Source organism: Pseudomonas sp. 203-8 (assembly GCF_020708595.1).
In the GTDB taxonomy this organism is placed as follows: Bacteria; Pseudomonadota; Gammaproteobacteria; order Pseudomonadales; family Pseudomonadaceae; genus Pseudomonas; species Pseudomonas aeruginosa.
Window position 1 is genome coordinate 281685 of record NZ_JAJFDF010000007.1, and the last position, 23497, is coordinate 305181.

Genomic DNA, 23497 nt, shown 5'->3' on the forward strand with positions numbered 1-23497 from the left:
GGCAGCGGCTAGACTTGCCCTACCCTCACCCAGGAGCCCTGCCATGAACTATCGAGGAAGCTGCCACTGCGGAACCATCGCCTACGAAGTCGAAGGCGACCTCGACCAGGTGATCCAGTGCAACTGTTCACTGTGCAGCCGGCGCGGCTGGCTGCTGTGGTTCGTCCCGCGCGACCGTCTGGCGCTGAAGACGCCGGCCAGCGCGATGCACACCTACACCTTCAACACCCACCGCCTGCAGCATCACTTCTGCCCCACCTGCGGCTGCGCGCCGTTCAGCGAAGGCATAGGTCCGGACGGCCAGGCGATGGCCGCGGTCAACGCGCGCTGCCTGGAGGACATCGACGCCAACGCGCTCCCGGTACAGCACTACGATGGCCGCAACGCCTGACGCTGGCGCAGGTAGCCGATCACCTCGGCCTGGTTGCCGCGGAACTCGACGCGGTCTTCCTTGCTCTGCCGCTGGAAGGCGTACATCGGGTCGTAGTACTCCTTGAGCAGCCCCTCGATCCAGCCGCGATGGGTATCCACCGAGCCGTCGCGGCCCTGCTCTTCCAGCGCCTGCACGAGGATCGCCGCCAGCCGCTGGTAGCGCTCGCCGCCGAGGCGCTTGACGATGCCGGCGAGGCTCTTCTGCAGGTAGGCGGAGAAGGCGGCGAAGCCCTCCTCCACGCCCACCACGCGCTCGAACTCGCTGCGCAGATCGATCACGTAGTCCCTGAGGATACGCTCGACACGCTGCTCGAAGGCATCCTCCAGCCAGACCAGCGGGTAGCTCTGCATACCCTGGTACAGCTCCAGCGGCAAGGAGCAGCTGCCGACGATCCGCCCCTCGTCCTCGAGGACGAACTGGCCGACGCCACGATGACGCTTTTTCAGGATGTCGATGGCCAGGCGGTTCTCGAAGTCGATCTGCGCCGGCTGCGGCGTGGCTCGCCGGCCAAAGCTGGAGCCGCGATGGTTGGCGTGGCCTTCGAGATCGAGGCTGTTGTCCAGCGCCGCGATCACCTCGGTCTTGCCGCAACCAGTAAGGCCGCCGACCAGCACGAAATCGCACTCGTCGACCGCCGCGCGGGTGGTTTCGAAAAGGAAGTTGCGCAACGCCTTGTAGCCGCCGATCACCCGTGGGTAGTCGATGCCGGCGTCCTGCTTCAGCCACTGCTGGACGATCTGCGAGCGCAGGCCGCCGCGGAAGCAATACAGGTAGCCGTTCGGGTTGGCTTCGGCGAAGGCTTTCCAGGCCGCCAGCCGTTCGGCCTTGAGCGCCCCGCAGACCAGTTCGTGGCCAAGGGCGATGGCGGCCTGCTGGCCGTGCTGCTTGTAGCTGGTGCCGACCTTCTGCCGCTCGATGTCGTTCATCAGCGGCCGGTTGACAGTGTTGGGAAAGGCGCCCTTGTGGTACTCCACCGGGGCGCGCACATCCATCAGGGGGATATCGTCGAGAAACAGTTCGCGGTAGTGCTGGGTGTTGTCGCGCATTACAGCACCTGTACCGCGAGACTCTGTCGCTCGACCAGCTCGCCGATCGGCGCCAGTTGCAGGCCGAGTTCCGCCGCCACGGCGAGGAACTCCGCCTCGCCTTCCGGAGCCACCGCCACCAGCAGGCCGCCGCTGGTCTGCGGATCGCAAAGCAACAGCTTCTGCACTTCCGGCAGTGGCGCGATGCGCTCGCCATAGCTGTCGAAGTTGCGCAGTGTGCCGCCAGGCACGCAGCCCTGCTCCAGGTAATATTCGGCACTGGCCAGGCGCGGTACCGCGGCGTACTCCACGCGTGCGGTGAGCTTGCTGCCGTCGGCCATTTCCACCAGGTGGCCGAGCAGGCCGAAACCGGTGACGTCGGTCATCGCCTTGACCCCCGCCAACCGGCCGAAGCGCGCGCCGGGCCTGTTCAGGGTGCACATCCAGTCACGCGCCACGCCGACGTCCTCGGCGCGCAGCCTGGCCTTCTTCTCGGCGGTGGTGAGGATGCCGATGCCCAGCGGCTTGGTCAGGTACAGCCTGCAGCCGGCCTCGGCGGTGTCGTTGCGTTTCATGAAGCGCTTCTCCACCACGCCGGTCACGGCCAGGCCGAAGATCGGCTCGGGGGCGTCGATGGAGTGTCCGCCGGCCAGCGGGATGCCGGCTTCCTCGCAGACCTTGCGGCCGCCGGCGATCACCTCGCGGGCGACTTCCGCGGCCAGCACGTTGACCGGCCAGCCGAGGATGGCGATGGCCATCAGCGGGTCGCCGCCCATGGCGTAGATATCGCTGATGGCGTTGGTCGCGGCGATACGGCCGAAGTCGAAGGGGTCGTCGACGATCGGCATGAAGAAATCGGTGGTGGAGACCACCCCGCGCTCCTCGTCGAGGGCGTAGACAGCCGCGTCGTCGCGCGAGGCGTTGCCGACCCAGAGCTTCGGATCGAGGTTCTGCGCGCCGCTGCCGGCGAGGATCACCTCCAGTACCTTGGGCGAAATCTTGCAGCCGCAGCCGGCGCCGTGGCTGTACTGGGTCAGGCGGATCGCCTCGCTCATCGGTGTACTCCCGTGGATGTCGGAAAAGTGCCCATTCTAGCAAAGCCGGCGCCGCCGCCAGAGGACCGATCGCCGCGCCCGGCTCAGCGCCCGGCGCGCGACTCGCGGATATAGAAGCGCGCCTTCTCGGCCTTGCTGGTGCAGCCCTCGTAGGCCTCGAACTGCTGCTGGGTCTTGGCCCCGGTGAGCAGGGTCAGGGCCTTCGAGTAGCTGACGGTGCCGGCGAAGCCTTCGGCCTTGGCCAGGTCGAGTTCCTTCCAGGCCGCGTCCAACTGGTCGGCGCAGTTCTCCCGGTAGGCGGTCTTGCCGGCGCAGCCGGCCAGGGTCAGGGCAAGGACGGGCAGAACGATCCAGGTTTTCATCGAACGATCTCCGGACAGGGAAAGGGCCGCGCATCGCCGCGACGCACTTGGCGGCGGCCGGGCGACACGCGTATCGTTTTCGCTTCGTCACGCAGTATTGGCAAGGGGTTGCAGATGAGCAAACAGGTCGCCCTGGTATTGGGCTCCGGCGGTGCGCGCGGCTACGCGCACATCGGCGTGATCGAGGAACTCGAGGCACGCGGCTATGAGATCACCTGCATCGCCGGTTGTTCCATGGGCTCGGTGATCGGCGGCATCTACGCCGCCGGCAAGCTGCGCGAGTACCGCGAGTGGGTGGAAAGCCTGGATTACCTCGACGTGCTGCGCCTGCTCGACGTCAGCTTCCGCCTCGGCGCGATCCGCGGCGAGCGGGTGTTCGGCAAGATCCACGAGATCCTCGGCGAGGTAAACATCGAGGACCTGTCGATTCCCTACACGGCGGTTGCCACCGACCTCACCAACCAGCAGGAAATCTGGTTCCAGGAAGGCTGCCTGCACCAGGCCATGCGCGCCTCGGCGGCAATCCCCAGCCTGTTCACACCGGTCATGCAGGGCAGCCGCATGCTGGTCGACGGCGGCCTGCTCAACCCGTTGCCGATCGTGCCGGTGGTGTCGGCCCACAGCGACCTGATCATCGCGGTCAATCTCAACGCCACCAACCAGAAGCAGTACCACCTGCCGGTGATCGAGCGTCCGGCCGCGCTCAAGGGGCGCTTCGACAGCATGATCGAGAGCCTCGGCCACAAACTCTCGTTCTTCCGCCGCCACGGCGACGACAATACCCCGCCGGAGCTGAGCGCCGACGCCCTGCTCCATCCGGTTCCGGCGGAATCCGAGGAGCCCGCCGAGCCGCAACTGCAACAGCCAGCCGCGGCGCCGCAAGGCAAGGACTCGCCGAAGTCGGCCAGCGGCACCACGGTGGTGGAAAGCAGCGGTCCGGCATCGCTGCTGGAACTGGTCAACCAGAGCTTCGAGGTGATGCAGACCTCGCTGGCGCAGTACAAGATCGCCGGCTACCCGCCGGACATCCTGATCAACGTGCCGAAGCGGGTCTGCCGCTTCTTCGAGTTCTACAAGGCGCCGGAACTGATCGCCCTCGGCCGGCAGATCGCCAGCGACACCCTGGACCGCTACGAGGAAGACAACGCCTGAGCCTCAGCGGCTGAACTCGAGGACCTCGTAGCCGCCGCGCCGTTCCGGGAACAGCAGGAGGAAGCCACCGGCGTGCGGGCGCAGCAGCGCGACCACGTCGGACTCAGCCGGCGCGCCGTGGGCCAGGCCACTGAAGGCCACCTGGGGCTCGTCGTTGACCGTGGCGCCGCCGAGGAACACGTAGCGCTGCGTGCCTTCGCGGAACAGGTAGCCGCTGACCCGCTGCGAACCGCTGGTCTTCTCCAGGAACAGGCCGCGGTCGGTACGCCGGATGCGGCACTGGAAGTTCGGATAGCGATAGATGCCGTACTGGTCGGCCTGGGTCGAGCGGCACTTCCAGTCGCCCAGCAGGCCTTTCTCGTCGACGGCGACGACGGGCTGCGCCAGGCTGAGTTCCAGTTGCTCCAGTTCCGGCAGGAATTCCTCGAAGGCACTGTCGTAGTAGCGCTTGTTGATGGCCTCGGCGTCCTGCTCGACGGCCAGCACGCTGCGCTGCTGCTGTTCGCTGGTGTAGCCACGCCAGTCCGGTTCGGCGGCGCCGGCATGCGCGCAGGCGGCGAGAACGGTGAGGCAGGCGAAGACACGGGAAACGGGGATCGGACGGGACATGGCGACCTTCCTGGCGAGTGGACCGGCGCATCCGGCGCCGGCAAGCGGTAGCCGCAGAACATAGCGCAGCGGCGCCGGGAATTCGAGCGCCGCCACGACGGGCGGCGGTTTCAGAAGATCGACCAGCCGATCCGCTCGCTGAGTTTCTCCAGCGCGGCGATACCCGCCAGCGAATTGCCCGCGGCGTTCAGTTCCGGCGACCAGACACAGACCGTGAAGCGCCCCGGCACTACCGCGATGATGCCGCCGCCGACACCGCTCTTGCCCGGCAGGCCGACCCGATAGGCAAAGTTGCCGGCCTCGTCGTAGAGCCCGCTGGTGGCCATGATCGCGTTGACCTGCTTGGTCTGCCGCTCGTTGAGTACCTGCTCGCCGCTGTGCTTGCAGAAGCCCTTGTCGGCGAGGAAGCAGAACGCCCGCGCCAGGTCGACGCAGCTCATGCGCAGCGCGCAATGATGGAAATAGCTGAGCAGCACCGCCTCGACGTCGTTGTGGAAGTTACCGAACGATTTCATCAGGTAGGCCGCCGCCGCGTTGCGCGAGCGGTGCTGGTACTCCGAGCGCGCCACCACCGAGTCCGACACCACTTCCGGGTTGCCGCACAGGCGCCGGACGAAATCGCGCATCGATTGCGCCGGCGCGGCGAAACGCGACTGGTTGATGTCACAGATCACCAGGGCGCCGGCATTGATGAACGGGTTGCGCGGCTTGCCGCGCTCGAACTCCAGCTGCACCAGGGAGTTGAAAGGCTGGCCGGAGGGCTCGTGGCCGAGGCGTTGCCAGATGTCCTCGCCGGAATGCTGGATCGCCTGGACCAGGCTGAACACCTTGGAAATGCTCTGGATGGAAAACGGCCGCAGGGCGTCGCCGGCATGGAACAGCTCGCCGTCGCGGCTGTACACGGCGATCCCCAGTTGGTTCGGCTCGACGCCGGCGAGCGCGGGAATGTAGTCGGCGACCTTGCCGCGCCCGATCAGCGGGCGGACTTCATCGAGAATCTCGTTCAACAGTTGCTGCATGATGACCTTCGTCGTGACACCGGGGCGCCGACCCGGCGCATCCGGGCCAGCGCGAATGCGCGGCATCATAGGCGATGAACGCGCGGGAGGCATGCCCCTCGCGCAGAATTGCGCTGCGCGTCAGCTGTCGCGCAGGCGATAGCCGACGCCCGCCTCGGTCACCAGGAAGCGCGGGCTGGCCGGATCGTCGCCGAGTTTCTGCCGCAGGTGGCCGACCACGACCCGCAGGTAATGGGTGTCTTCGACATGGGTCGGACCCCAGATATCCTTGAGCAGTTGCTGCTGGGTCACTACCCGTCCGAGATGGCGTGCCAGCGCGGCGAGCACTGCATACTCCTTGCGCGTCAGCGCCACTTCCGCACCCTCCAGGGTGACTCGGCGATAGGCGAAGTCCACCTGCAACGGGCCGACCGCCACCGACGCCTCCGGGCTTTCGCCCTGCGCCGCCTGGCGCAGCAGGACGCGCACGCGGGCGAGGAACTCCTGGATGCCGAACGGCTTGGTCACGTAGTCGTTGGCGCCGCCGTCCAGGGCCAGTACCTTCTCGCCCTCGCTGGCGCGCACCGACAGCACCAGCACCGGCACCTGCGACCATTCGCGCAGGTCGCGAAGGATGTCCTGGCCGTCGCGGTCCGGCAGGCCGAGGTCGAGCACCACCAGGTCCGGTCGGTTCAGCGCGGCCTGGGCCAGCCCCTCTTCGCCGGTGCCGGCCTCGAGCACCCGGTAGCCCTGGGCATTGAGACTGATACGGAGGAACTTGCGGATCTGCGGTTCGTCGTCGATCAGCAGGATGCTGTTCTGCAATTGGGTCATGGCACTCGGCACGGCAGGTGAACACGGCGACAGGCCAGCGGCGGCGTCGCGGAAACGGCAGGAATAGCGCGAGCGCGGGCGCCAGGCAAGTGCGCCGGGCTCATTCGTCGCCCTCCAGTTGCCCGAGGTCCGGCTGCGGATGCAGCGGCAGGTGCAGGATCAGCGTGGTGCCGCGACCGTCGAGGCCTTCGCCGACGCTGATGCGCCCGCCGTGGGCGCCGATCATGCCCTGGCAGATCGCCAGGCCCAGGCCGGTGCCCTGGCCACCGCGGTCGCCACGGGCAGCGGTGTAGAACATGTCGAAGATCTTCTCCCGCTCGGCCTCGGGAATCCCCGGCCCCTCGTCGCTCACCGCGAAACGCAGCTCGGCGGCATCCTGGCTGACCTCGATGCGCAACCGGCCGTGGTTCGGCGAGAAGCGCGCGGCATTTTCCAGCACGTTGATCAGCGCCTGCTCGATCAGCGCCGCATGCACGTAGAGCAACGGCAGGTCGTTGGCCACGATCGCCTGCACCCGGTACGGCGCCAGCACCGCGCGCAGGCGGTTCAGCGCGCTGCCAACGATGTCGCCCGGCGCCACCCAGTCGCGCGCCAGCTTCAGGCCACCGTGGCCGAGACGGGTCATGTCGAGCAGGTTCTGGATATAGCGGTCCAGTCGCTCGGCCTCGTCGCGGGTGCTTTCCAGCAGTTCGCGACGATCCGCCGGCGGGATCGCCTCACCCAGCGCCAGCAGGCTGTCGATGGAGCCGCGCATGGCCGTCAGCGGCGTGCGCAGGTCGTGGGACACCGAGGCGAGCAAGGCGCTGCGCAGTTGCTCGGTCTCGCCGTGCAGGCGCGCGGCCTCCAGGTCCTCGGCCAGGCGAGCCCGCGCCAGGGCCTGGGCCAGAGGCTGGCCGAGGGCGGCGAGCAGGCGCCGGCGCTGCGGGCTCAGCGGCTGGCCGTCCAGCGGCGCGACACCGAGCAGTGCCAGCGGTCCCTCTTCCGCCGACAGCGGCCACCACCACCAGCGTCCTCCGGGCAGCGTGCCAGTACCGAGGCCGGCCGGCTGGTCGTGGGCCCAGGCCCAGTCCGCGGCGACCCGTTCCTGGTCGGCGAGTTGCCGCTGCACGCCGGCCTCGGTCTTCCACTCGCCATTGACCTGACCGAGCAGGCAGACCTCGACGTCCTTCCAGTCGTCGAACTGCTGGGCGGCGGCGGCCAGCACCGCCTGGCGGTCGGTGGCGGCGGTGAGCTTGCGCGACAGCTCCAGCAGCAGGCTGGTTTCCTCCTGGGTATCGCGCAGCGCCTCCAGCTGGCGCCGCTGGCGTGCCGCCAGGTTGCCGGTGAGGCCGGCCATGAACAGGAAGAACGCCAGGCTCAGCAGGTCTTCGTGGCGATGGATGGCGAAGGAAAAATGCGGCGGGATGAACAGGAAGTCATAGGCCAGGAACGACGCCACCGCGCACAGCAGTGCCGGCATCAGGCTGCTGCGCACTGCCACCAGCAGCACCGCCATCAGGAACACCAGGGAGATGTTCGGCAGCTCCAGCAGGTGCGCCACGATCCAGGCCAGGCCGCTGGCCAGGGCGGTCGCCAGCAGCGCCAGCAGATAGTCGTTCCACACCACCGGATAGCGTGGCCGCGGTTCCGCCGGGCGTAGGTCGGCCTCGCTGTCCAGGGCACTGATCTCCAGGCCCTGGCCGTCGCGCAGCAGACGCCCGGCGAGACCACCGCCGAAGGCCCGGCGGTGCCAGCGGCGCCGCGACTGGCCAACCAGGACCAGGCTGGCGCGGCGCTCGCGGGCATGTTGCAGGAGGGTCCGCGCCACCTCGCCGGCGCGCAGCACGACGATCTCGCCGCCGAGCCGCTCGGCCAGTTGCTGCGCACCCTGCAGGCGCATCCGCGCCTGCTCGCCGCGCAAGCCGCCGGTATCGACGTGTACCACGCTCCAGGGCAGGTGCCGACGTTCGGCGACCCGGCAGGCGTGGCGCACCAGGCGTTCGGCCTGTTCGTCACCGTCGATGCCCACCAGCAGCCGCCCGCGCAACGCCGGCGCTTCCTCGCCGCGCTGGCGGTAGCGGTGGTTGAGGTCGGCGTCGACCCGCGCGGCGGCGGTCTGCATCGCCAGTTCACGCAGCGCGGTGAGGTTGGTCTGCGAGAAGAACGCATCGATCGCCGCCCGCGCCTGTTCCGGCACGTAGACCTTGCCCTCGCGCAGGCGCTCCAGCAGCTCGCGCGGCGGCAGGTCGATGAGGACGATCTCGTAGGCCTCCTGCAACACCCAGTCCGGCACCGTCTCGCGGACCTGCACGCCGGTGATGTCGCGGACCTGGTCGTTGAGGCTCTCCAGGTGCTGGACGTTGACCGTTGTGTAGACGTCGATTCCCGCCGCCAGCAACTCCTGGATGTCCTGCCAGCGCTTGGCGTGGCGGCTGCCGGGAACGTTGCTGTGGGCCAGTTCGTCGACCAGGGCCAGCGCCGGCGGGTCGGCGAGGAGACCGTCGAGGTCCATTTCCTGCAGTTTCATCCCTCGATACTCGAGGCTGCGCAGCGGCTGCTGCGGCACGCCTGCGAGGAGGGACTCGGTTTCCGCCCGCGAGTGGGTCTCGACCACCCCGGCGCGCAGTTTCACGCCCTGGCGCAACTGGGCCTGGGCGGCCTGCAGCATGGCGAAGGTCTTGCCCACCCCCGGCGCCGCGCCGAGAAAGACTTTCAGGCGGCCGCGCCCGTCAGCGGGCAGGTCGGCCAGCAGCGCGTCGGCGCGTGCGGTGTCGGTCATGGATCGGTCGTACTCCGTTGCTCTGCGCCGCGCAGGGCGGACGATCGCCGGCGATCATCCGCCGATGCGGCGATATTGCAAGCCCTTGCGTGGGTCTCTGGGGAAACCTAGCGCTTCAACCCCGCCAGCGCCATGTTCAGCGCCAGCACGTTGACCACCGCCGGCCCCACCAGCGGCCGCTCGGTGTGGCCTTCCACCAGGTCTTCCACCAGCCGCAGCGGCAGCCCGCGCGCCGTGGCCACCCGCAGCGCCTGGTAACGCGCGGCCTGCGGCGGCAGCTGCGGATCGAGTCCGCTACCGGAGGTAGTGACCAGCGCCAGCGGCACCGGCCCCTGGTCGGCGATACGCTCCTGGGCGGCGTCCCTGGCGATGCGCTCGGCCAGTGCCGGGTTGCTCGGCGCCAGGTTGCTCGCGGCACTGGAAACGGTGGCGTAGTCGCCCGCCGAAGGCCGCGAATGGAACCACTCCTCGCCGTCGAACTTCTGCGCGATCAGCCGCGAGCCGAGCACCTTGCCCTCGGCGTCGCGCAGCAGGCTGCCATTGGCCTGCTCGGGGAACGCCAGTTGGGCGATACCGGTGACCAGCAGCGGATAGGCCACGCCGGTGACCATGCTCAGCACCAGCAGTGACGCCAGTGCCGGACGGAGTTGCTTGAACATGTGCAGATCCTCTCTTCAGTCCCAGGCCCTCGCCCGACGGCGAGGGCCGTTGTTCATGCCAGGCCGACGGCGGTCAGCAGCAGGTCGATCGCCTTGATCCCGAGGAACGGCGCCACCAGGCCGCCGACGCCATAGATCAGCAGGTTGCGCTGCAGCAGTTGCGAAGCGTCCGCCGCCTGCACCCGCACGCCGCGCAAGGCCAATGGGATCAACGCGACGATGATCAGCGCGTTGAACACGATGGCCGACAGGATCGCGCTCTGCGGGCTTTGCAGGCGCATCACGTTGAGCACGTCGAGCTGCGGGTAGATGCCGACGAACAGCGCCGGCAGGATGGCGAAGTACTTGGCCACGTCGTTGGCGATGGAAAAGGTGGTCAGCGCGCCGCGGGTGACCAGCAACTCCTTGCCCACCTGGACCACGTCGAGCAGCTTGGTCGGGTCGCTGTCCAGGTCGACCAGGTTGGCCGCCTCGCGGGCGGCCTGGGTGCCATCGTTCATGGCCATGCCGACGTCGGCCTGGGCCAGCGCCGGGGCGTCGTTGGCACCGTCACCGCACATCGCCACCAGGCGACCTTCGCCCTGCTCCTGGCGAATCCGCGCCAGTTTCTTCTCCGGGGTAGCCTCGGCGATCACGTCGTCGACCCCAGCCTCGGCGGCGATGGCAGCGGCGGTCAGCGGGTTGTCGCCGGTCACCATTACGGTGCGGATGCCCAGCCGGCGCAGTTCGGCGAAGCGCTCGCGAATGCCCGGCTTGACCACGTCCTTCAGGTGAATGGCGCCGAGCAGCCGGCCGTTGGCTACCACCAGCAGCGGGGTGCCGCCGCTCTGGGCGATCTTGTCCACCTCCCGCGAAAGCACCTCGGGCATCTTCTCCCGCGGCAGGTCGATGAAGCGCAGCGCCGCATCCACCGCCCCCTTGCGGTACACCTGGCCGTTCCAGTCGACCCCGGACAGGCGGGTTTCCGCGCTGAAGGCGATCGGCGTCAGCTCCTCGCGGCGCGGCTCCTCGATCGGATGCAGGATGCGCAGGTATTCGACGATCGACTTGCCTTCCGGGGTGTCGTCGGCCAGCGAGGCCAGCAACGCGCCCTCGGCCAGTTCCTTGCCGCTCACCCCCGGCGCGGCGTACAGCGCGCTGCAGCGGCGGTTGCCGAAGGTGATGGTGCCGGTCTTGTCGAGCAGCAGCACGTGGACGTCGCCGGCCGCCTCCACCGCGCGACCGGACTTGGCGATCACGTTCAGGCGCACCAGGCGGTCCATGCCGGCGATGCCGATGGCCGAGAGCAGGCCGCCGATGGTGGTCGGGATCAGCGTCACCAGCAGCGCCACCAGGAACACCAGCGGCAGGTTGCCGCCGGCGAACAGGGCGAACGGCTTGAGGGTCACCACTACCAGCAGGAAGATCAGGGTCAGGCCGATCAGCAGGATGTCCAGCGCCACTTCGTTGGGGGTCTTCTGCCGCTTGGCGCCTTCCACCAGGGCGATCATCCGGTCCAGGGTCGACTCGCCCGGGTTGGCGCCGATCCGTACCAGCAGCCAGTCGGACACCACCTGGGTGTTGCCGGTCACCGCCGAGCGATCGCCGCCGGACTCGCGGATCACCGGCGCCGATTCGCCGGTGATGGCGGCCTCGTTGACCGCCGCCACCCCTTCGATGACTTCGCCGTCGCCGGGAATCATCTCGCCGGCCTGGACCCGTACCACATCGCCCTTGCGCAGGCTGCTGGCAACGACGCTCTCGAAACTGCCGTCGGCGCGCCGCTTATTGGCGGAGAGGCCCTGGCTGCCGGCCTTGAGACTGTCCGCGCGGGCCTTGCCACGCCCCTCGGCGAGCGCTTCGGCGAAATTGGCGAAGAGCACGGTGAACCACAGCCAGAGGGCGATCTGCAGCGCCACCGAGGTCGGCACCGCCTGGTCGGGGACGAAGCACAGCAAGGTGGTGAGCACGGCGGTCAGTTCGACCACCAGCATCACCGGCGAGCGCAGCAACTGGCGCGGGTCGAGCTTGACGAAGGCTTGCAGCAGCGCCGGCCGCCACAAGGCGGCGAGGCTGGTGGACGCGTTGTGGCGACGTTCGAGCGATTTGTGCAAGGCGTTCTTGGACGCCTGGGTCTGAGCGTTCATGTGCGATTCCTTCAGAAGCCGAGGCTCAGTTGTTCAGCGATCGGGCCGAGGGCCAGGGTCGGCAGGAAAGTCAGGCCGCCGACCAGCAGGATGGTCACGGTGAGCAGGCTGACGAACAGCGGACCATGGGTCGGGAAACTGTTCGGCCCCACCGGGCTGGCCTTCTTCGCCGCCAGGCTGCCGGCGATGGCGAGGATCGGCAGGATGTAGCCGAAGCGGCCGATGAGCATGGCCAGGCCGATCATCAGGTTGTGGAACGGCGTGTTGGCACCGAAACCGGCAAACGCCGAGCCGTTGTTGGCGCTCCCCGAGGTGTAGGCGTAGAGCAGTTGGCTGAAGCCGTGCGGGCCGGGATTGGTCACCGCCGAGGCCGGCCCCGGCAGGCTGGCGGCGATGGCGCCGAGCACCAGCACGCCGACAGGCATCACCAGCAGGGTGAAGACCAGCAGGCGGACCTCCTTCGCCTCGAGTTTCTTGCCCAGGTACTCCGGCGTCCGCCCGACCATCAGGCCGGCGAGGAACACCGCGATCAGGACGAACAGCAGCATGCCGTAGAGGCCGGCGCCGACGCCGCCGAAGATCACCTCGCCGAGCATCATGTTCAGCAGCGGCAGCATGCCACCCAGGGGGCTCAGGCTGTCGTGCATGGCGTTCACCGAGCCGTTCGAGGCGGCGGTGGTGGTGATCGCCCAGAGCATGCTGGCGGCGGTGCCGAAGCGACTCTCCTTGCCCTCCATCGGCGCGCCCTGCTCGATCGGCAACTGCGCCAGCGCCGGGTTCGGCTGGTATTCGGCCCACAGCGACAGGCCCAGGCCGAGGCAGAACAGCAGCAGCATGCAGCCGAGGATCGCGCGGCTCTGGCGCAGGTCCTTCACGTAATGGCCGAAGGTGAATACCAGCGCCGCCGGGATCAGGATGATCGAGGCCACTTCGAACAGGTTGCTCCAGGCGCTCGGGTTCTCGAACGGATGGGTCGAGTTGACGCCGAAGAAGCCGCCGCCATTGGTGCCCAGCTGCTTGATGGCGATCTGGCTGGCCGCCGGGCCGAGCGGGATGGTCTGCTCGGCGCCTTGCAAGGTGGTGGCATGGACATAGTCGAAGAAGGTCTGCGGCACACCCTGCCAGACCAGCAGCAACGCCAGCAGCAGGCACAGCGGCAGCAGCACGTAGAGGGTGCCGCGGGTCAGGTCGACCCAGAAGTTGCCCAGCTGTCGTGTGGAGCGGCGGCTGATGCCGCGCGCCAGGGCCACCAGCACGCAGAGGCCGACCGCCGCGCTGACGAAGTTCTGCACCGTGAGGCCGACCATCTGGCTGAAGTAGCTCAGCGAGGCCTCGCCGCTGTAGGCCTGCCAGTTGGTGTTGGTGACGAAACTGACCGCGGTGTTGAACGCCAGTGTCCATTCCAGGCCCGGCAGGTGCTGCGGGTTCAGCGGCAGGCTGCCCTGCAGCATGAGGATCGAGAACAGCAGGACCAGGCCGGCCAGGTTGAATGCCAGCAGCGCCAGGGTGTAGGTCTTCCAGTCCTGCTCGCTCGCCGGATCGACGCCGAACAGGCGATAGCAGACGCGCTCCAGTGGCGCCAGCGGCGCGCTGAGGAGATTGCGTTGGCCTTCCATCACCTTGAAGCAGTAGCGCCCGAGGAACGGTGCAGGCACCAGGACCAGGGCGAAAAAGGCCAGGATCAAGAGAATCTCGTGGCTGTTCATGTGCCCTCCCCTAGGCACGGTCGGCGCGTAGCAGCGCCACCAGCAAATAGACGAACAGTCCCGTGGCCAGGGCCAGGGACAACCAATCCAGAACGGTCATGTGTGCGATCTCTCCTTCGAGCGGCCTCTGCCGCTTGAGGGAAAGTCTCCGCAAAGGGGGCGTAAAGAAGCGATTCAGGGCCGCGTCGGACGGCATAAAGAAAGCGTAAAGAGTGGCGCGGACAGCGCCTGGGACAGCAACCGGCCGGGGACTGCGCCACGGCCGGTGACAAGGCGAAGGATCGACGCTAGCCCTGGGCGGCGCGGATCATGTTGCGGGCGATCAGCAGTTGCTGGATCTGCGTGGTGCCCTCGTAGATGCGGAACAGCCGCACGTCGCGATAGAAGCGCTCGATCCCGTAGTCGCCGATATAGCCGGCGCCGCCGAAGATCTGCACCGCGCGGTCGGCGACGCGGCCGCACATTTCCGAGGCGAACAGCTTGGCGCAGGACGCCTCGGTACCGACATCGCGGCCTTCGTCGCGCTGCCGCGCGGCGTCGATGACCATGCAGCGCGCCGCGTAGGCTTCGGCCTTGCTGTCGGCAAGCATCGCCTGGATCAACTGGAACTCGGCGATCGGCTGGCCGAACTGCTTGCGTTCCAGGGCATAGCGCAACGCATCCTCGAGCATCCGCTCGGCGACCCCCACACAGACTGCGGCGATGTGCAGGCGGCCCTTGTCGAGCACCTTCATCGCGGTCTTGAAGCCGACGCCCTCGACCCCGCCGATCAACTGACTGGCAGGCACCCGGCAGTCGTCGAAGATCACGTCACAGGTATGCGCGCCCTTCTGTCCCATCTTGCGATCCGGCTTGCCCAGGGACAGCCCGGGCGTACCGCGCTCGACGACGAAAGCGGAGATTCCGCCGGCGCCACGGATCGCCGGGTCGGTGCGCGCCATCACGGTGTAGATGCCGGCCTGCGGGGCGTTGGTGATGAAGCGCTTGGTACCGTTGAGCACGTAGTGCTCGCCGTCACGCACCGCCGTGGTCTTCAGCGAGGCGGCGTCGGAACCGGAGTCCGGTTCGGTGAGGCAGAACGAACTGAGCAGTTCGCCCGACGCCAGGCGCGGCAGGTAGCGCCGCTTCTGTTCTTCGGTGCCGTCGATGACGATGCCCTGGGAGCCGATGCCGTTGTTGGTGCCCAGCAGCGAACGGAACGCTGGCGAGGTCCGCCCCAGCTCGAAGGCGATGCTCACCTCTTCCTCCATGGTCACCCCGAGGCCGCCGTAGGCCTCCGGGATCGACAGGCCGAACAGGCCCATCTCGCGCATGCGGGCGATGATCGCCTCGGGAATGCGGTCGGTTTCCGCCACTTCCTGCTCATGAGGCACCAGGCTTTCGCGGACGAACTGGCGGATGCTGTCCAGCAGCAGGTTCAGGGTTTCCGGATCACGAATCATGCTCACTCCAATAGGCCCCTAGGCCGGTTGCCATGATTCCGTCACCGGCCTCGGTCAGCGGGTGGCGGCCTCGATGTTGTGGACCATGTGCAGCAGGCGCGGGCCGATGTCGTCCTCCAGTTTCTCGCGCTTGAGATGGAAACTCGGCCCGCCGCAATTGAACGCCAGTAGCCCATGGCTCTCATGGTGCAAGGCCACGCCCACCGCGTTGACGTCGCGTTGCCACTCGCCGAGCGACAGGCAGAAGCCGTAGTCGGCATAGTCGCGGAAGGCCCGCTCCAGCCCCTTGCGCACTTCCGGCCAGTCTTCCGGGTGGCGCTTGCGGATGTGCCCGAGGATGAACTCCCGCTCGTCCTCCGGCATCGCCGCCAGGCAGGCCCGACCGATCGCGCTGCGGTGCAGCGAGAGGTGGCTGCCGACCTGGCGACGCATGGTCAGGTTGGCCTCGCCATGCACCACGTCGAGGTAGACCATGCTCAGCCGGTCGCGGGCCGCCATGGCCACCGCGGCCTTGGCGTAGCCGGCCATCTCTTCCATCAAAGGGCGGGCGAGCGCGCGAATCGACAGGTTCGAGAGCATCGCGTAGCCGAACGACATCACCCCCACTTCCAATTGATACTTGCCGCTATGCGGCAGGTGACGCAGATAGCCCAGCCGGGTCAGGGTGTGGGTCAGACGCGACACCGTCGGCTTCGGCAGGCCGGTCTTCTTCGCCAGTTCCTGGTTGCCCAGCAGGCTTTCCCGTGGTGTGAAACAGCGCAGCAATTCCAACCCGCGGGCCAGCGCGGTGACGAACTGGCGGTCCTTGAGTTCCTCGTCTTTCTCCTGCATCGGGTCGATCAGCACAGCTTCGAAGGCGGACACTTCCGCTTCCGTACTGGCACCTTCCGCCGGACTCCGGCGCTCGTCGTTGCCGCGCATAGTAGGGACCTCTTTTTCAAAAAATCAATAAAACAAAATCATATTTCGCATAGCGAAACTAATAGAAGAACCCATGCACTTTCAACAACGAAAATAAAATCCTTTTAAAACAGTAAATTGTATAAGTAGATCGTCCAAAATCCGACGCGAGTATTTACAACGCCCCGGCTGGCGCTGATTATTTTCGATAAATCATGAAACTATATTTCGCATAGCGAAATATCAATTCATCGGAGCTTCCATGTCCGCCGATCCTTCGCCCGTGGTCCTGCTCGAATTTCCCGCAGCCGATATCGCCCTGCTTCGCCTCAATCGTCCGCAAGCCAGGAACGCGCTGAACGACGAAGTGCGCCAGCGCCTCGCCAGCCACTTCCAGACGCTCGGCGCGGATCCGGCGATCCGCGTCATCGTGCTCACCGGCGACTCGCGCTGCTTTGCAGCTGGCGCCGATCTCCGCGATCTCTCGACGAGCACGGCGATCGGCCTGTACGGCCGCCACGGCGAGCGCTACTGGGAAGCCATCGCGCGCTGCCCGAAGCCGGTGATCGCCGCGGTCAACGGCTTCGCCCTGGGCGGCGGCTGCGAACTGGCGATGCATTGCGACCTGATCGTCGCCGGCGAGTCGGCACAGTTCGCCCAGCCGGAGATCAAGGTCGGGGTGATGCCGGGTGCCGGCGGCACCCAGCGCCTGGTACGGGCGGTGGGCAAGTTCCAGGCGCTGCGCATGCTGTTCACCGGCTGCCTGGTGAAGGCTCCGCAAGCGCTGGCCATGGGCCTGGTCAGCGAAGTGGTGGCGGACGAGTCGACGCTGGCGCGCGCCCTGGAACTGGCCACGGAGATCGCCCGCCTGCCCCCTCTGGCGCTGGCGCAGATCAAGGAGGTGGTCCTGGCCGGTGCCGACCTGCCGCTGGACAGTGCCCTGGCCCTGGAACGCAAGGCGTTCCAGTTGCTGTTCGACTCGCAGGACCAGAAGGAAGGCATGCAGGCCTTCCTGGAGAAACGCCCGCCGAACTACCAGGGGAAATAGACGATGCCCGATATTCGTTGTATCGCCGTGGTCGGTACCGGTGCGATGGGCACCGGGATCGCCCAGATCGCCGCCCAGGCCGGCCTGACTGTGTGGCTGTTCGACAGCCGCGCCGAGGCCGCCGCCGAGGCACGCCAGCGCCTGCGGCAGACCTTCGAGAGCCTGTGCGGCAAAGGCAAGCTGAGCGCCGCCGACGCCGAGGCCGCGCAAAACCGGCTGCGGGTGGCGGAACGCCTGGAACAACTGGGCGACTGCGAACTGGTGGTGGAGGCCATCGTCGAGCGCCTGGAGGCCAAGCAGGAATTGCTGCGCCGGCTGGAAGCCATAGTCGCGCCGGAGACCATCCTCGCCAGCAATACCTCGTCGTTGTCGATCACCGCCATCGCCGCCGCCTGCGAGCGGCCGCAGCGGGTCGCCGGCTTTCACTTCTTCAACCCGGTGCCGCTGATGCGCGTGGTCGAGGTGGTCGACGGCCTGGCCAGCGCTCCGGAAGTCGGCGACGCCCTGCTCGCCCTCGCCGCGCGCCTGGGCCACCGCGGCGTACGGACCAAGGACAGCCCCGGCTTCATCGTCAACCATGCCGGCCGCGCCTATGGCACCGAGGCCCTGCGCATCCTCGGCGAAGGCGTCGCCGAATGCGCCGAGATCGACCGTGTGCTGCGCGAGTGTGCCGGCTTCCGCATGGGGCCGTTCGAACTGCTCGATCTTACCGGCCTCGACGTGTCGCACCCGGTAATGGAATCGATCTACCAGCAGTACTACCAGGAACCGCGCTACCGCCCGCACCCGCTGACCCGCCAGTTGCTCGCCGCCGGCCGTCTCGGGCGCAAGAGCGGCCAGGGCTTCTATCGCTACGTCGACGGCCAGCCGCAGGACAAGCCCGGTCCGCAACCGGTGCCGCAGGCCGCCATCCGGCCCCCGGTGTGGCTGGGCTGCGAAAACGAGGACGACCGCCGCACGCTCGCCGAACTGCTGCATCGCCTCGGCGTCGAGCCGGAAACCGGCGAACGCCCTTCCGCCGCAGCGCTCTGCCTGCTGGCCGCCTGGGGCGAGGACCTGAGCAGCGCCGTGCAGCGCTTCGCCTGTCCCGCCGAGCGCAGCGTCGGCATCGACCTGCTCTGCGACCTCGAGCGCCGGCGCTGCCTGATGCTCTCGCCACTGACTACCCCGGCCATGCGCGACGCCGCCCACGCGCTACTGGCTGGCGACGGCGTCGGGGTCACGGTGCTGCGCGACAGTCCCGGCTTCGTCGTCCAGCGGGTACTGGCGATGATCGTCAACCTCGCCTGCGACATCGCCCAGCAGGGCATTGCCAGCGTCGAGGATATCGACCAGGCGGTGCACCTCGGCCTCGGCTATCCCCACGGCCCGCTGGAATGGGGCGACCGCCTCGGCCCGCGGCGCCTGCTGAGCATTCTCCAGCGCTTGCAGACGCTTACCGGTGACCCGCGCTACCGGCCCAGTCCCTGGCTGCGCCGACGAGCGCAACTGGGCATGTCCCTGCGCGCCGGCGAAACCGCCGCCGTAGGCTGACGCATCGGCGACCTGGCGGCGCAGCGTCATGCGTCTCGCCGCCAGGCCAACGCTTTTTCCCCGAGCGACGCTTTCCGGGCTTGCAGCTGCCGAGGTATCCTGCGCGCAAATTCATCCGATGATTGGATGTTTCTTCCGTGACCATTCCCCTCAAGCGCTCCCTGGTGGACATCGCCCTGGAGCAGATCCGCCAGCGCATCGACGCCGGCCATTGGCCGCTCGGCCAGCGCCTGCCGCCGGAGCCGGAACTCGCCGAGCTGCTCGGCATGAGCCGCAACACCGTGCGCGAAGCGGTGCGGGTGCTGACCTTCTCCGGCGTGCTGGAAGTCCGCCAGGGCGACGGCACCTACGTGCGCGCCTGCGCCGATCCGCTGGAAACCATGCTGGTGCTGGCGCGCAGCGCGGTGCAGCACTCCCTGGAGGCACGCGGGATGATCGAGATCGAGGCGGCGCGCCTGGCAGCCGTTCGCCGCGACGACAGCGACCTGAGCGCATTGCGCGAACATCTCGACGCTTCGCGCCAGCGCTACGGCAGCGCCGACCTGCAGGACTACATCGAGCACGACGTCCGCTTCCACCAACGGATGGTCGATGCCGCCCACAATCCGGTGCTCAGCGAACTCTACCGCTACTTCTCGCAGGTCATCCGGACCTCGCTGGAACGCACCATGGCCGACCCACAAAGGGCCCAGCCCTGCTTCGAGCTGCACCAGCAACTGCTCGATGCCATAGAACGCGGAGACCCGGACGCTGCCGCCGCGGCCAACCGCGCACTGCTGATCTGAACCCGGGACAGACCCATGACTCACGCCTTGAATGCCCGGCCGGGAGCGCACCCCGGCCATCCTCCGGAAGAACTGCTGATCGATGCCGAAGTCGACGACGAACCAGCCCCGCCGGCGCCGCCGCTACGCCCCTGGCTGCTCCTGCTGGGCCTGGTGCTGGTGGCGCTGAACCTGCGCCCGGCGCTGTCCAGCCTCGCCCCCCTGCTCAACCAGGTACGCGACGATACCGGCCTCTCGGCCGCCGCCGCCGGCCTGCTGACCACCGCGCCGGTACTCTGCCTGGGGTTGTTCGCGCCGCTCGCGCCGCGCCTGGCCCGGCGTATCGGCGCCGAACGCAGCGTGCTGCTGATCCTCTTCTGCCTGGCCGGCGGCATCGTCCTGCGCAGCCTGTTCCCGGTGTTCGGCCTGTTCGCCGGCAGCGTCCTGGCCGGCGCCAGCATCGGCATCATCGGCGTGCTCCTGCCGGGCATCGTCAAACGCGACTTCCCGCGCCAGGCCGGGGTGATGACCGGGGTCTACACCATGGCCCTGTGCCTGGGCGCAGCGCTCGCCGCCGGCGCTACCGCGCCGCTGGAGAAGCTCTTCGGCAACTGGGAACTGGCGCTGGCGTTCTGGTCGCTGCCGGCGATCCTCGCCGCCGCCTTCTGGCTGCCGCAGACCCGCCAGGGCCAGCACGCCCATCGCCAGGCCTTCCGTGTCATCGGCCTGTGGCGCGACCCGCTGGCCTGGCAGGTCACGCTGTACATGGGCCTGCAATCGTCCCTGGCCTACATCGTCTTCGGTTGGCTGCCGTCGATCCTGATCGACCGCGGCATGACTGCGGTAGAAGCCGGCCTGGTGCTGTCCGGCTCGGTGATGCTGCAACTGATCACCGCCCTGCTCGCGCCCTGGCTCGCCGCTCGCGCCAGGGACCAGCGCCTGGCGGTGGTGCTGGTGATGGCGACCACCCTCGCCGGCCTGCTCGGCTTCCTCTATGCGCCGCTGCAGACCATCTGGGGCTGGGCGGTCCTGCTCGGCCTCGGCCAGGGCGGTACCTTCAGCATCGCCCTGGCGCTGATCGTCCTGCGCTCGCGCGACGCCCACGTCGCCTCGCATCTGTCGGGCATGGCCCAGGGCGTCGGCTACACCCTGGCGGCCATGGGGCCGTTCATGGTCGGCGTGGTCCACGACCTGACCGGCGGCTGGAACGCGGTCGGCTATATCTTCATCGGCGTCGCCATCGCCGCCACCCTGTTCGGCCTCGGCGCCGGGCGCAGCCAGTACGTGGGGGCCCGCAGCGAACACCTGTAGCCCCGCAGACGCAAAAAGCCCCGCATCGCGGGGCTTTTTCTCCTTCGTCACTCAGGCATCCGGGCCGCGCCCTTCGGCGGGCGGCGTCCGCGGCGTGCTGGCGATCCAGTCGCTGAGCAGGTTGTAGGCCACTGCCAGCAGGATCGGGCCGAGGAACAGGCCCATGAAGCCGAACGCCAGCAGGCCGCCGAATACCCCGAGCAGCACCACCACCAGCGGCAGGTTGCCGCCACGGCTGATCAGGTAGGGTTTGAGGATGTTGTCCACCCCGCTGATGATGAAGAAGCCCCACAGGCCGAGGAACACCCCGTGGCCATAGTCGCCCTTGAAGAACAGCCAGGCGGTGGCCGGACCCCAGACCAGCGGCGGGACCATCAGTAGGCTGCAGGCGAAGGTCAGCAGGCCGAGCAGCATGGCTCCCGGTACGCCGGCGATCATGAAGCCGATCCAGGCCAGCAGGGCTTGCGCCGCGGCGGTACCGATCACCCCGTTGACCACCCGCTGTACGGTGCCGGCGACAAGGTCGCGATAGTGCTCCGCGCGGTTGCCGATCAGGCGCTCCAGGGCACGGTGGACGATGGACTCCAGGCGCGGCCCGTCGCGGTAGAAGAAGAAGATCAGGATCAGGCTGAGGACCAGTTCCAGGATCCCTCCGCCGATCTTCGCGCTGCGCGCCAGCAGCCAGTTGCCGACCTCGCCGACATAGGGCTTGAGCACGTAGAAGAACGCCACGCCCTGTTGGTCGATGGAGTCCCACCAGCCGATCAGGCGGTCGCCGATCAGCGGTACGCCGGCCATCCACGAAGGCGGCGGCGGCAGGCCCTCGACCTGGAGATTCTTCAGCAGCTCCATCAGCGAGCGAACGTTGTCCGCCAGGCCGAAGCCGAGCCAGATCAGCGGCAATGCCACCAGGACGATCCAGCCCAGGGTCAGCAGGCCCGCCGCCAGCGACTCGCGGCCACCGAGCAGGCGCGTGAGCATGCGCATCAGCGGCCAACTGGCGAAAGCCAGCACCGCGGCCCAGAACAGCGCCGACCAGAATGGCGCCAGCACCCAGAGACTGGCACCGAGCAGACCGAACAGCAGCACGCGAAGCAACAGCCGATCGTTATCGAACATCAAGGCAGGCCTTCCTCAAAGGGGGATACACCGATAGACAGCGCTCGGCGTGCGCCGTTTCCAGCCGGAGCGTGGGGCGCGGGGGAAAGGCAGTCTACTCTGGCGGGCGGCCTTGCCGAAGGCATTTTCGCCATCGCCCGGGCCCGCAGGCCCGGGCGAACGCGTTCAACGCAGCCAGTTGAGGTGCAGGCCCTCGACCTCCGACTGGCCCAGCTCCATGCGGCTGTTCAGCACGCCCTGCCCGCGCAGGGCGTCGCGCCACTCCTGGGCGTGCTTGCCGGACAGCTCGACCCGCACCCCGGTATCCAGGCGCAGGGTCCGCACCAGCAGCTCCAACCAGGAGCCGGCCGGCTCCGCCGGCACATGGCTGAGGGTCAGTTCGCCGTTGGCCTTGAGCAGGCGCAGCAGGGTCGCCGGGCTCGGCAGCAGTTCCGCCAGCGGCGCATCGGCCTTGAGTTCCTCGGCCTGCAGGTAGGCGCGGCGATTGCCACGGGTGATCGAGTAGACCGCCACCAGGCTGTTCTCCTGCGGCGCCGCCAGACGCACCAGCAGGTAGGCCTGCTGCTCGTCCGGGCCGTACAGCTTGGCATTACCGAACACGGCGTTGGCCAGCAGGCTGCTGGAGCCGCAGTCGCGTCGCTCGCACCAGAACAACGGCGTGGCGTCGGCCTTGAGCAGCGCGGTGCGCGCCGCGGCGAACGCCTCCTGGCTGCTGTGCTCGGGCGGCAAGCGGTAGGTCAGTGCGGTCAGCTCGCCTTCGGCGCGCACCTCGCCCTCCATGCGCAGGCGACCGCTGATGCGACTGATCGCCCCTAGCGGGTAGATCCGTTCCTCACTCGGCGCCTGACGGAAGTCGACGATCTCGGCGCGCGGGAAGCGCGGCAGGATGTCCAGGTCATGGCTGCCGGGAAGGTCGGCGGCCAGCGCCGAAAAGCTGAAAACGCCCAGGGATAGCAACAGGAACCCTCGCATACCGGCCCTCAACGGGTCAGCATCGACTGGGCGGTACGGATGGCGTCGTCGCCCTCCTTCTCCCGCCGCGGCACCAGCAGTCCGCGCTGCACCGCGGGACGCGCCTCGATGGCGGCGATCCAGCGCTGCAGGTTGTCCAGCCCGTCGACGGCGACACCGGACCAGTCGTGGATGCGCACCCAGGGATAGGTGGCGATATCGGCAATGCTGTAGTCGCCGGCGAGGTACTCGGCCTCGCCCAGGCGACCGTCGAGAACTTCGTAGAGGCGCCGGGTCTCATGCTGGTAGCGGTCGATGGCGCCCTGCAACTTCTCCGGGAAATAACGGAAGAACACGTTGGCCTGCCCCTGCATCGGGCCGACCCCGCCCATCTGGAACATCAGCCACTGGATCACCCGCGAGCGGCCCTTGACGTCGGCGGGCATCAGTTGCCCGGTCTTCTCGGCGAGGTAGATGAGGATCGCGCCCGACTCGAAGACGGCGAAGTCGTCGTTGTCGCGGTCGACGATGGCCGGGATGCGGCCGTTGGGATTGATCCTGAGGAATTCCGGAGCCTTCTGCTCCTTCTTGTCGAACGACAGCGCGTGCACCCTGTAGGGCAGGCCCATTTCCTCGAGGGCGATGGAAACCTTGTGGCCGTTCGGCGTGGCGGCGGTGTAGAGATCGATCATGCGGTGACTCTCCGTAACGA

At 68.0% G+C, this 23497-nt stretch carries 22 protein-coding genes; 6 read left to right on the top strand and 16 right to left on the bottom strand.

All coding sequences use genetic code 11. The features are described 5' to 3' along the window. Positions 1 to 43: 43 nt before the first annotated feature. Positions 44 to 391, top strand: a complete 348-nt coding sequence (locus tag LJF27_RS18235; protein WP_003114600.1) for a GFA family protein — start codon at positions 44 to 46, stop codon at positions 389 to 391. Here the strand turns inward: LJF27_RS18235 and mnmH are convergent. From mnmH to LJF27_RS18250, 3 genes are all read right to left on the bottom strand, one after another. Beyond that, positions 370 to 1479, bottom strand: coding sequence for a tRNA 2-selenouridine(34) synthase MnmH (mnmH, locus tag LJF27_RS18240; protein ID WP_003449961.1), 1110 nt, complete (start codon positions 1477 to 1479; stop codon positions 370 to 372). The genes LJF27_RS18235 and mnmH overlap by 22 nt on opposite strands. Continuing rightward, positions 1479 to 2513, bottom strand: coding sequence for a selenide, water dikinase SelD (gene selD / locus LJF27_RS18245; RefSeq protein ID WP_003087546.1), 1035 nt, complete (start codon positions 2511 to 2513; stop codon positions 1479 to 1481). Before selD ends, mnmH begins: the two co-directional genes overlap by 1 nt. An 83-nt stretch (positions 2514 to 2596) precedes the next feature. Beyond that, positions 2597 to 2875: a hypothetical protein gene (locus tag LJF27_RS18250; RefSeq protein ID WP_003097836.1), complete on the bottom strand. Its 279-nt coding sequence runs from the start codon at positions 2873 to 2875 to the stop codon at positions 2597 to 2599. Between the two features lie 114 nt (positions 2876 to 2989). Here LJF27_RS18250 and LJF27_RS18255 point away from each other — a divergent pair, with 114 nt between their 5' ends. Further along, positions 2990 to 4027 carry a patatin-like phospholipase family protein gene (locus tag LJF27_RS18255; protein WP_003087542.1) on the top strand — a complete coding sequence of 346 codons (1038 nt, stop codon included), beginning with the start codon at positions 2990 to 2992 and terminating at the stop codon, positions 4025 to 4027. A gap of 3 nt (positions 4028 to 4030) precedes the next feature. Here the strand turns inward: LJF27_RS18255 and LJF27_RS18260 are convergent, their stop codons facing one another. The 10 genes from LJF27_RS18260 to LJF27_RS18305 all read right to left on the bottom strand — a co-directional run bounded on the left by LJF27_RS18260 (position 4031) and on the right by LJF27_RS18305 (position 16080). Further along, positions 4031 to 4636 (bottom strand): DUF4893 domain-containing protein, encoded by a 606-nt coding sequence (locus LJF27_RS18260; RefSeq protein WP_003097837.1) that lies wholly within the window; start codon positions 4634 to 4636, stop codon positions 4031 to 4033. Between the two features lie 110 nt (positions 4637 to 4746). After that, the gene (gene glsB / locus LJF27_RS18265) at positions 4747 to 5655 is read right to left on the bottom strand and encodes a glutaminase B (RefSeq protein ID WP_003087537.1); all 909 of its coding nucleotides are present in this window, start codon (positions 5653 to 5655) and stop codon (positions 4747 to 4749) included. Positions 5656 to 5775: 120 nt separating this feature from the next. Further along, positions 5776 to 6468, bottom strand: a complete 693-nt coding sequence (locus LJF27_RS18270) for a response regulator (RefSeq protein WP_003114598.1) — start codon at positions 6466 to 6468, stop codon at positions 5776 to 5778. Between the two features lie 100 nt (positions 6469 to 6568). Further along, positions 6569 to 9226 carry a sensor histidine kinase gene (locus LJF27_RS18275; RefSeq protein ID WP_003449960.1) on the bottom strand — a complete coding sequence of 886 codons (2658 nt, stop codon included), beginning with the start codon at positions 9224 to 9226 and terminating at the stop codon, positions 6569 to 6571. Positions 9227 to 9333: 107 nt separating this feature from the next. After that, positions 9334 to 9885 (bottom strand): potassium-transporting ATPase subunit KdpC, encoded by a 552-nt coding sequence (gene kdpC / locus LJF27_RS18280; protein WP_003449959.1) that lies wholly within the window; start codon positions 9883 to 9885, stop codon positions 9334 to 9336. A gap of 53 nt (positions 9886 to 9938) precedes the next feature. Beyond that, positions 9939 to 12011 carry a potassium-transporting ATPase subunit KdpB gene (gene kdpB / locus LJF27_RS18285; protein WP_003097844.1) on the bottom strand — a complete coding sequence of 691 codons (2073 nt, stop codon included), beginning with the start codon at positions 12009 to 12011 and terminating at the stop codon, positions 9939 to 9941. Between the two features lie 11 nt (positions 12012 to 12022). Continuing rightward, positions 12023 to 13717: a potassium-transporting ATPase subunit KdpA gene (gene kdpA, locus LJF27_RS18290; protein WP_003097846.1), complete on the bottom strand. Its 1695-nt coding sequence runs from the start codon at positions 13715 to 13717 to the stop codon at positions 12023 to 12025. Positions 13718 to 13727: 10 nt separating this feature from the next. Continuing rightward, positions 13728 to 13817 (bottom strand): K(+)-transporting ATPase subunit F, encoded by a 90-nt coding sequence (locus LJF27_RS18295; RefSeq protein ID WP_003097848.1) that lies wholly within the window; start codon positions 13815 to 13817, stop codon positions 13728 to 13730. Positions 13818 to 14004: 187 nt separating this feature from the next. Next, complete coding sequence (locus tag LJF27_RS18300; RefSeq protein ID WP_003097850.1) at positions 14005 to 15159, bottom strand: acyl-CoA dehydrogenase family protein; 1155 nt, start codon at positions 15157 to 15159, stop codon at positions 14005 to 14007. A gap of 54 nt (positions 15160 to 15213) precedes the next feature. After that, entirely contained in the window at positions 15214 to 16080 is an 867-nt protein-coding gene (locus LJF27_RS18305; protein ID WP_003097851.1) for an IclR family transcriptional regulator, read from the bottom strand. A gap of 241 nt (positions 16081 to 16321) precedes the next feature. Between LJF27_RS18305 and LJF27_RS18310 the strand changes: the two genes are divergently transcribed. The 4 genes from LJF27_RS18310 (at position 16322) to LJF27_RS18325 (ending at position 20715) form a co-directional block, all read left to right on the top strand. Continuing rightward, positions 16322 to 17107 (top strand): enoyl-CoA hydratase, encoded by a 786-nt coding sequence (locus tag LJF27_RS18310; protein ID WP_003449957.1) that lies wholly within the window; start codon positions 16322 to 16324, stop codon positions 17105 to 17107. Positions 17108 to 17110: 3 nt separating this feature from the next. Beyond that, entirely contained in the window at positions 17111 to 18640 is a 1530-nt protein-coding gene (locus LJF27_RS18315; protein ID WP_003120429.1) for a 3-hydroxyacyl-CoA dehydrogenase, read from the top strand. A 137-nt stretch (positions 18641 to 18777) separates the two neighbouring features. Further along, a complete protein-coding gene (locus LJF27_RS18320; protein WP_003097856.1) occupies positions 18778 to 19425 on the top strand; it encodes a FadR/GntR family transcriptional regulator in 648 nt (215 codons plus the stop codon). A gap of 15 nt (positions 19426 to 19440) precedes the next feature. Beyond that, on the top strand, positions 19441 to 20715 hold the full coding sequence (locus tag LJF27_RS18325; RefSeq protein WP_003097859.1) for a CynX/NimT family MFS transporter: 1275 nt from the start codon (positions 19441 to 19443) through the stop codon (positions 20713 to 20715). A gap of 51 nt (positions 20716 to 20766) precedes the next feature. On the opposite strand, the gene LJF27_RS18330 is transcribed toward LJF27_RS18325, so the two are convergent. The 3 genes from LJF27_RS18330 to LJF27_RS18340 all read right to left on the bottom strand — a co-directional run bounded on the left by LJF27_RS18330 (position 20767) and on the right by LJF27_RS18340 (position 23477). Next, positions 20767 to 21834: an AI-2E family transporter gene (locus LJF27_RS18330; protein WP_003097861.1), complete on the bottom strand. Its 1068-nt coding sequence runs from the start codon at positions 21832 to 21834 to the stop codon at positions 20767 to 20769. A gap of 165 nt (positions 21835 to 21999) precedes the next feature. After that, positions 22000 to 22806, bottom strand: coding sequence for a DUF4892 domain-containing protein (locus LJF27_RS18335; protein ID WP_003097863.1), 807 nt, complete (start codon positions 22804 to 22806; stop codon positions 22000 to 22002). An 8-nt stretch (positions 22807 to 22814) separates the two neighbouring features. Then, a complete protein-coding gene (locus LJF27_RS18340; RefSeq protein ID WP_003087500.1) occupies positions 22815 to 23477 on the bottom strand; it encodes a glutathione S-transferase family protein in 663 nt (220 codons plus the stop codon). Positions 23478 to 23497 lie beyond the last annotated feature (20 nt).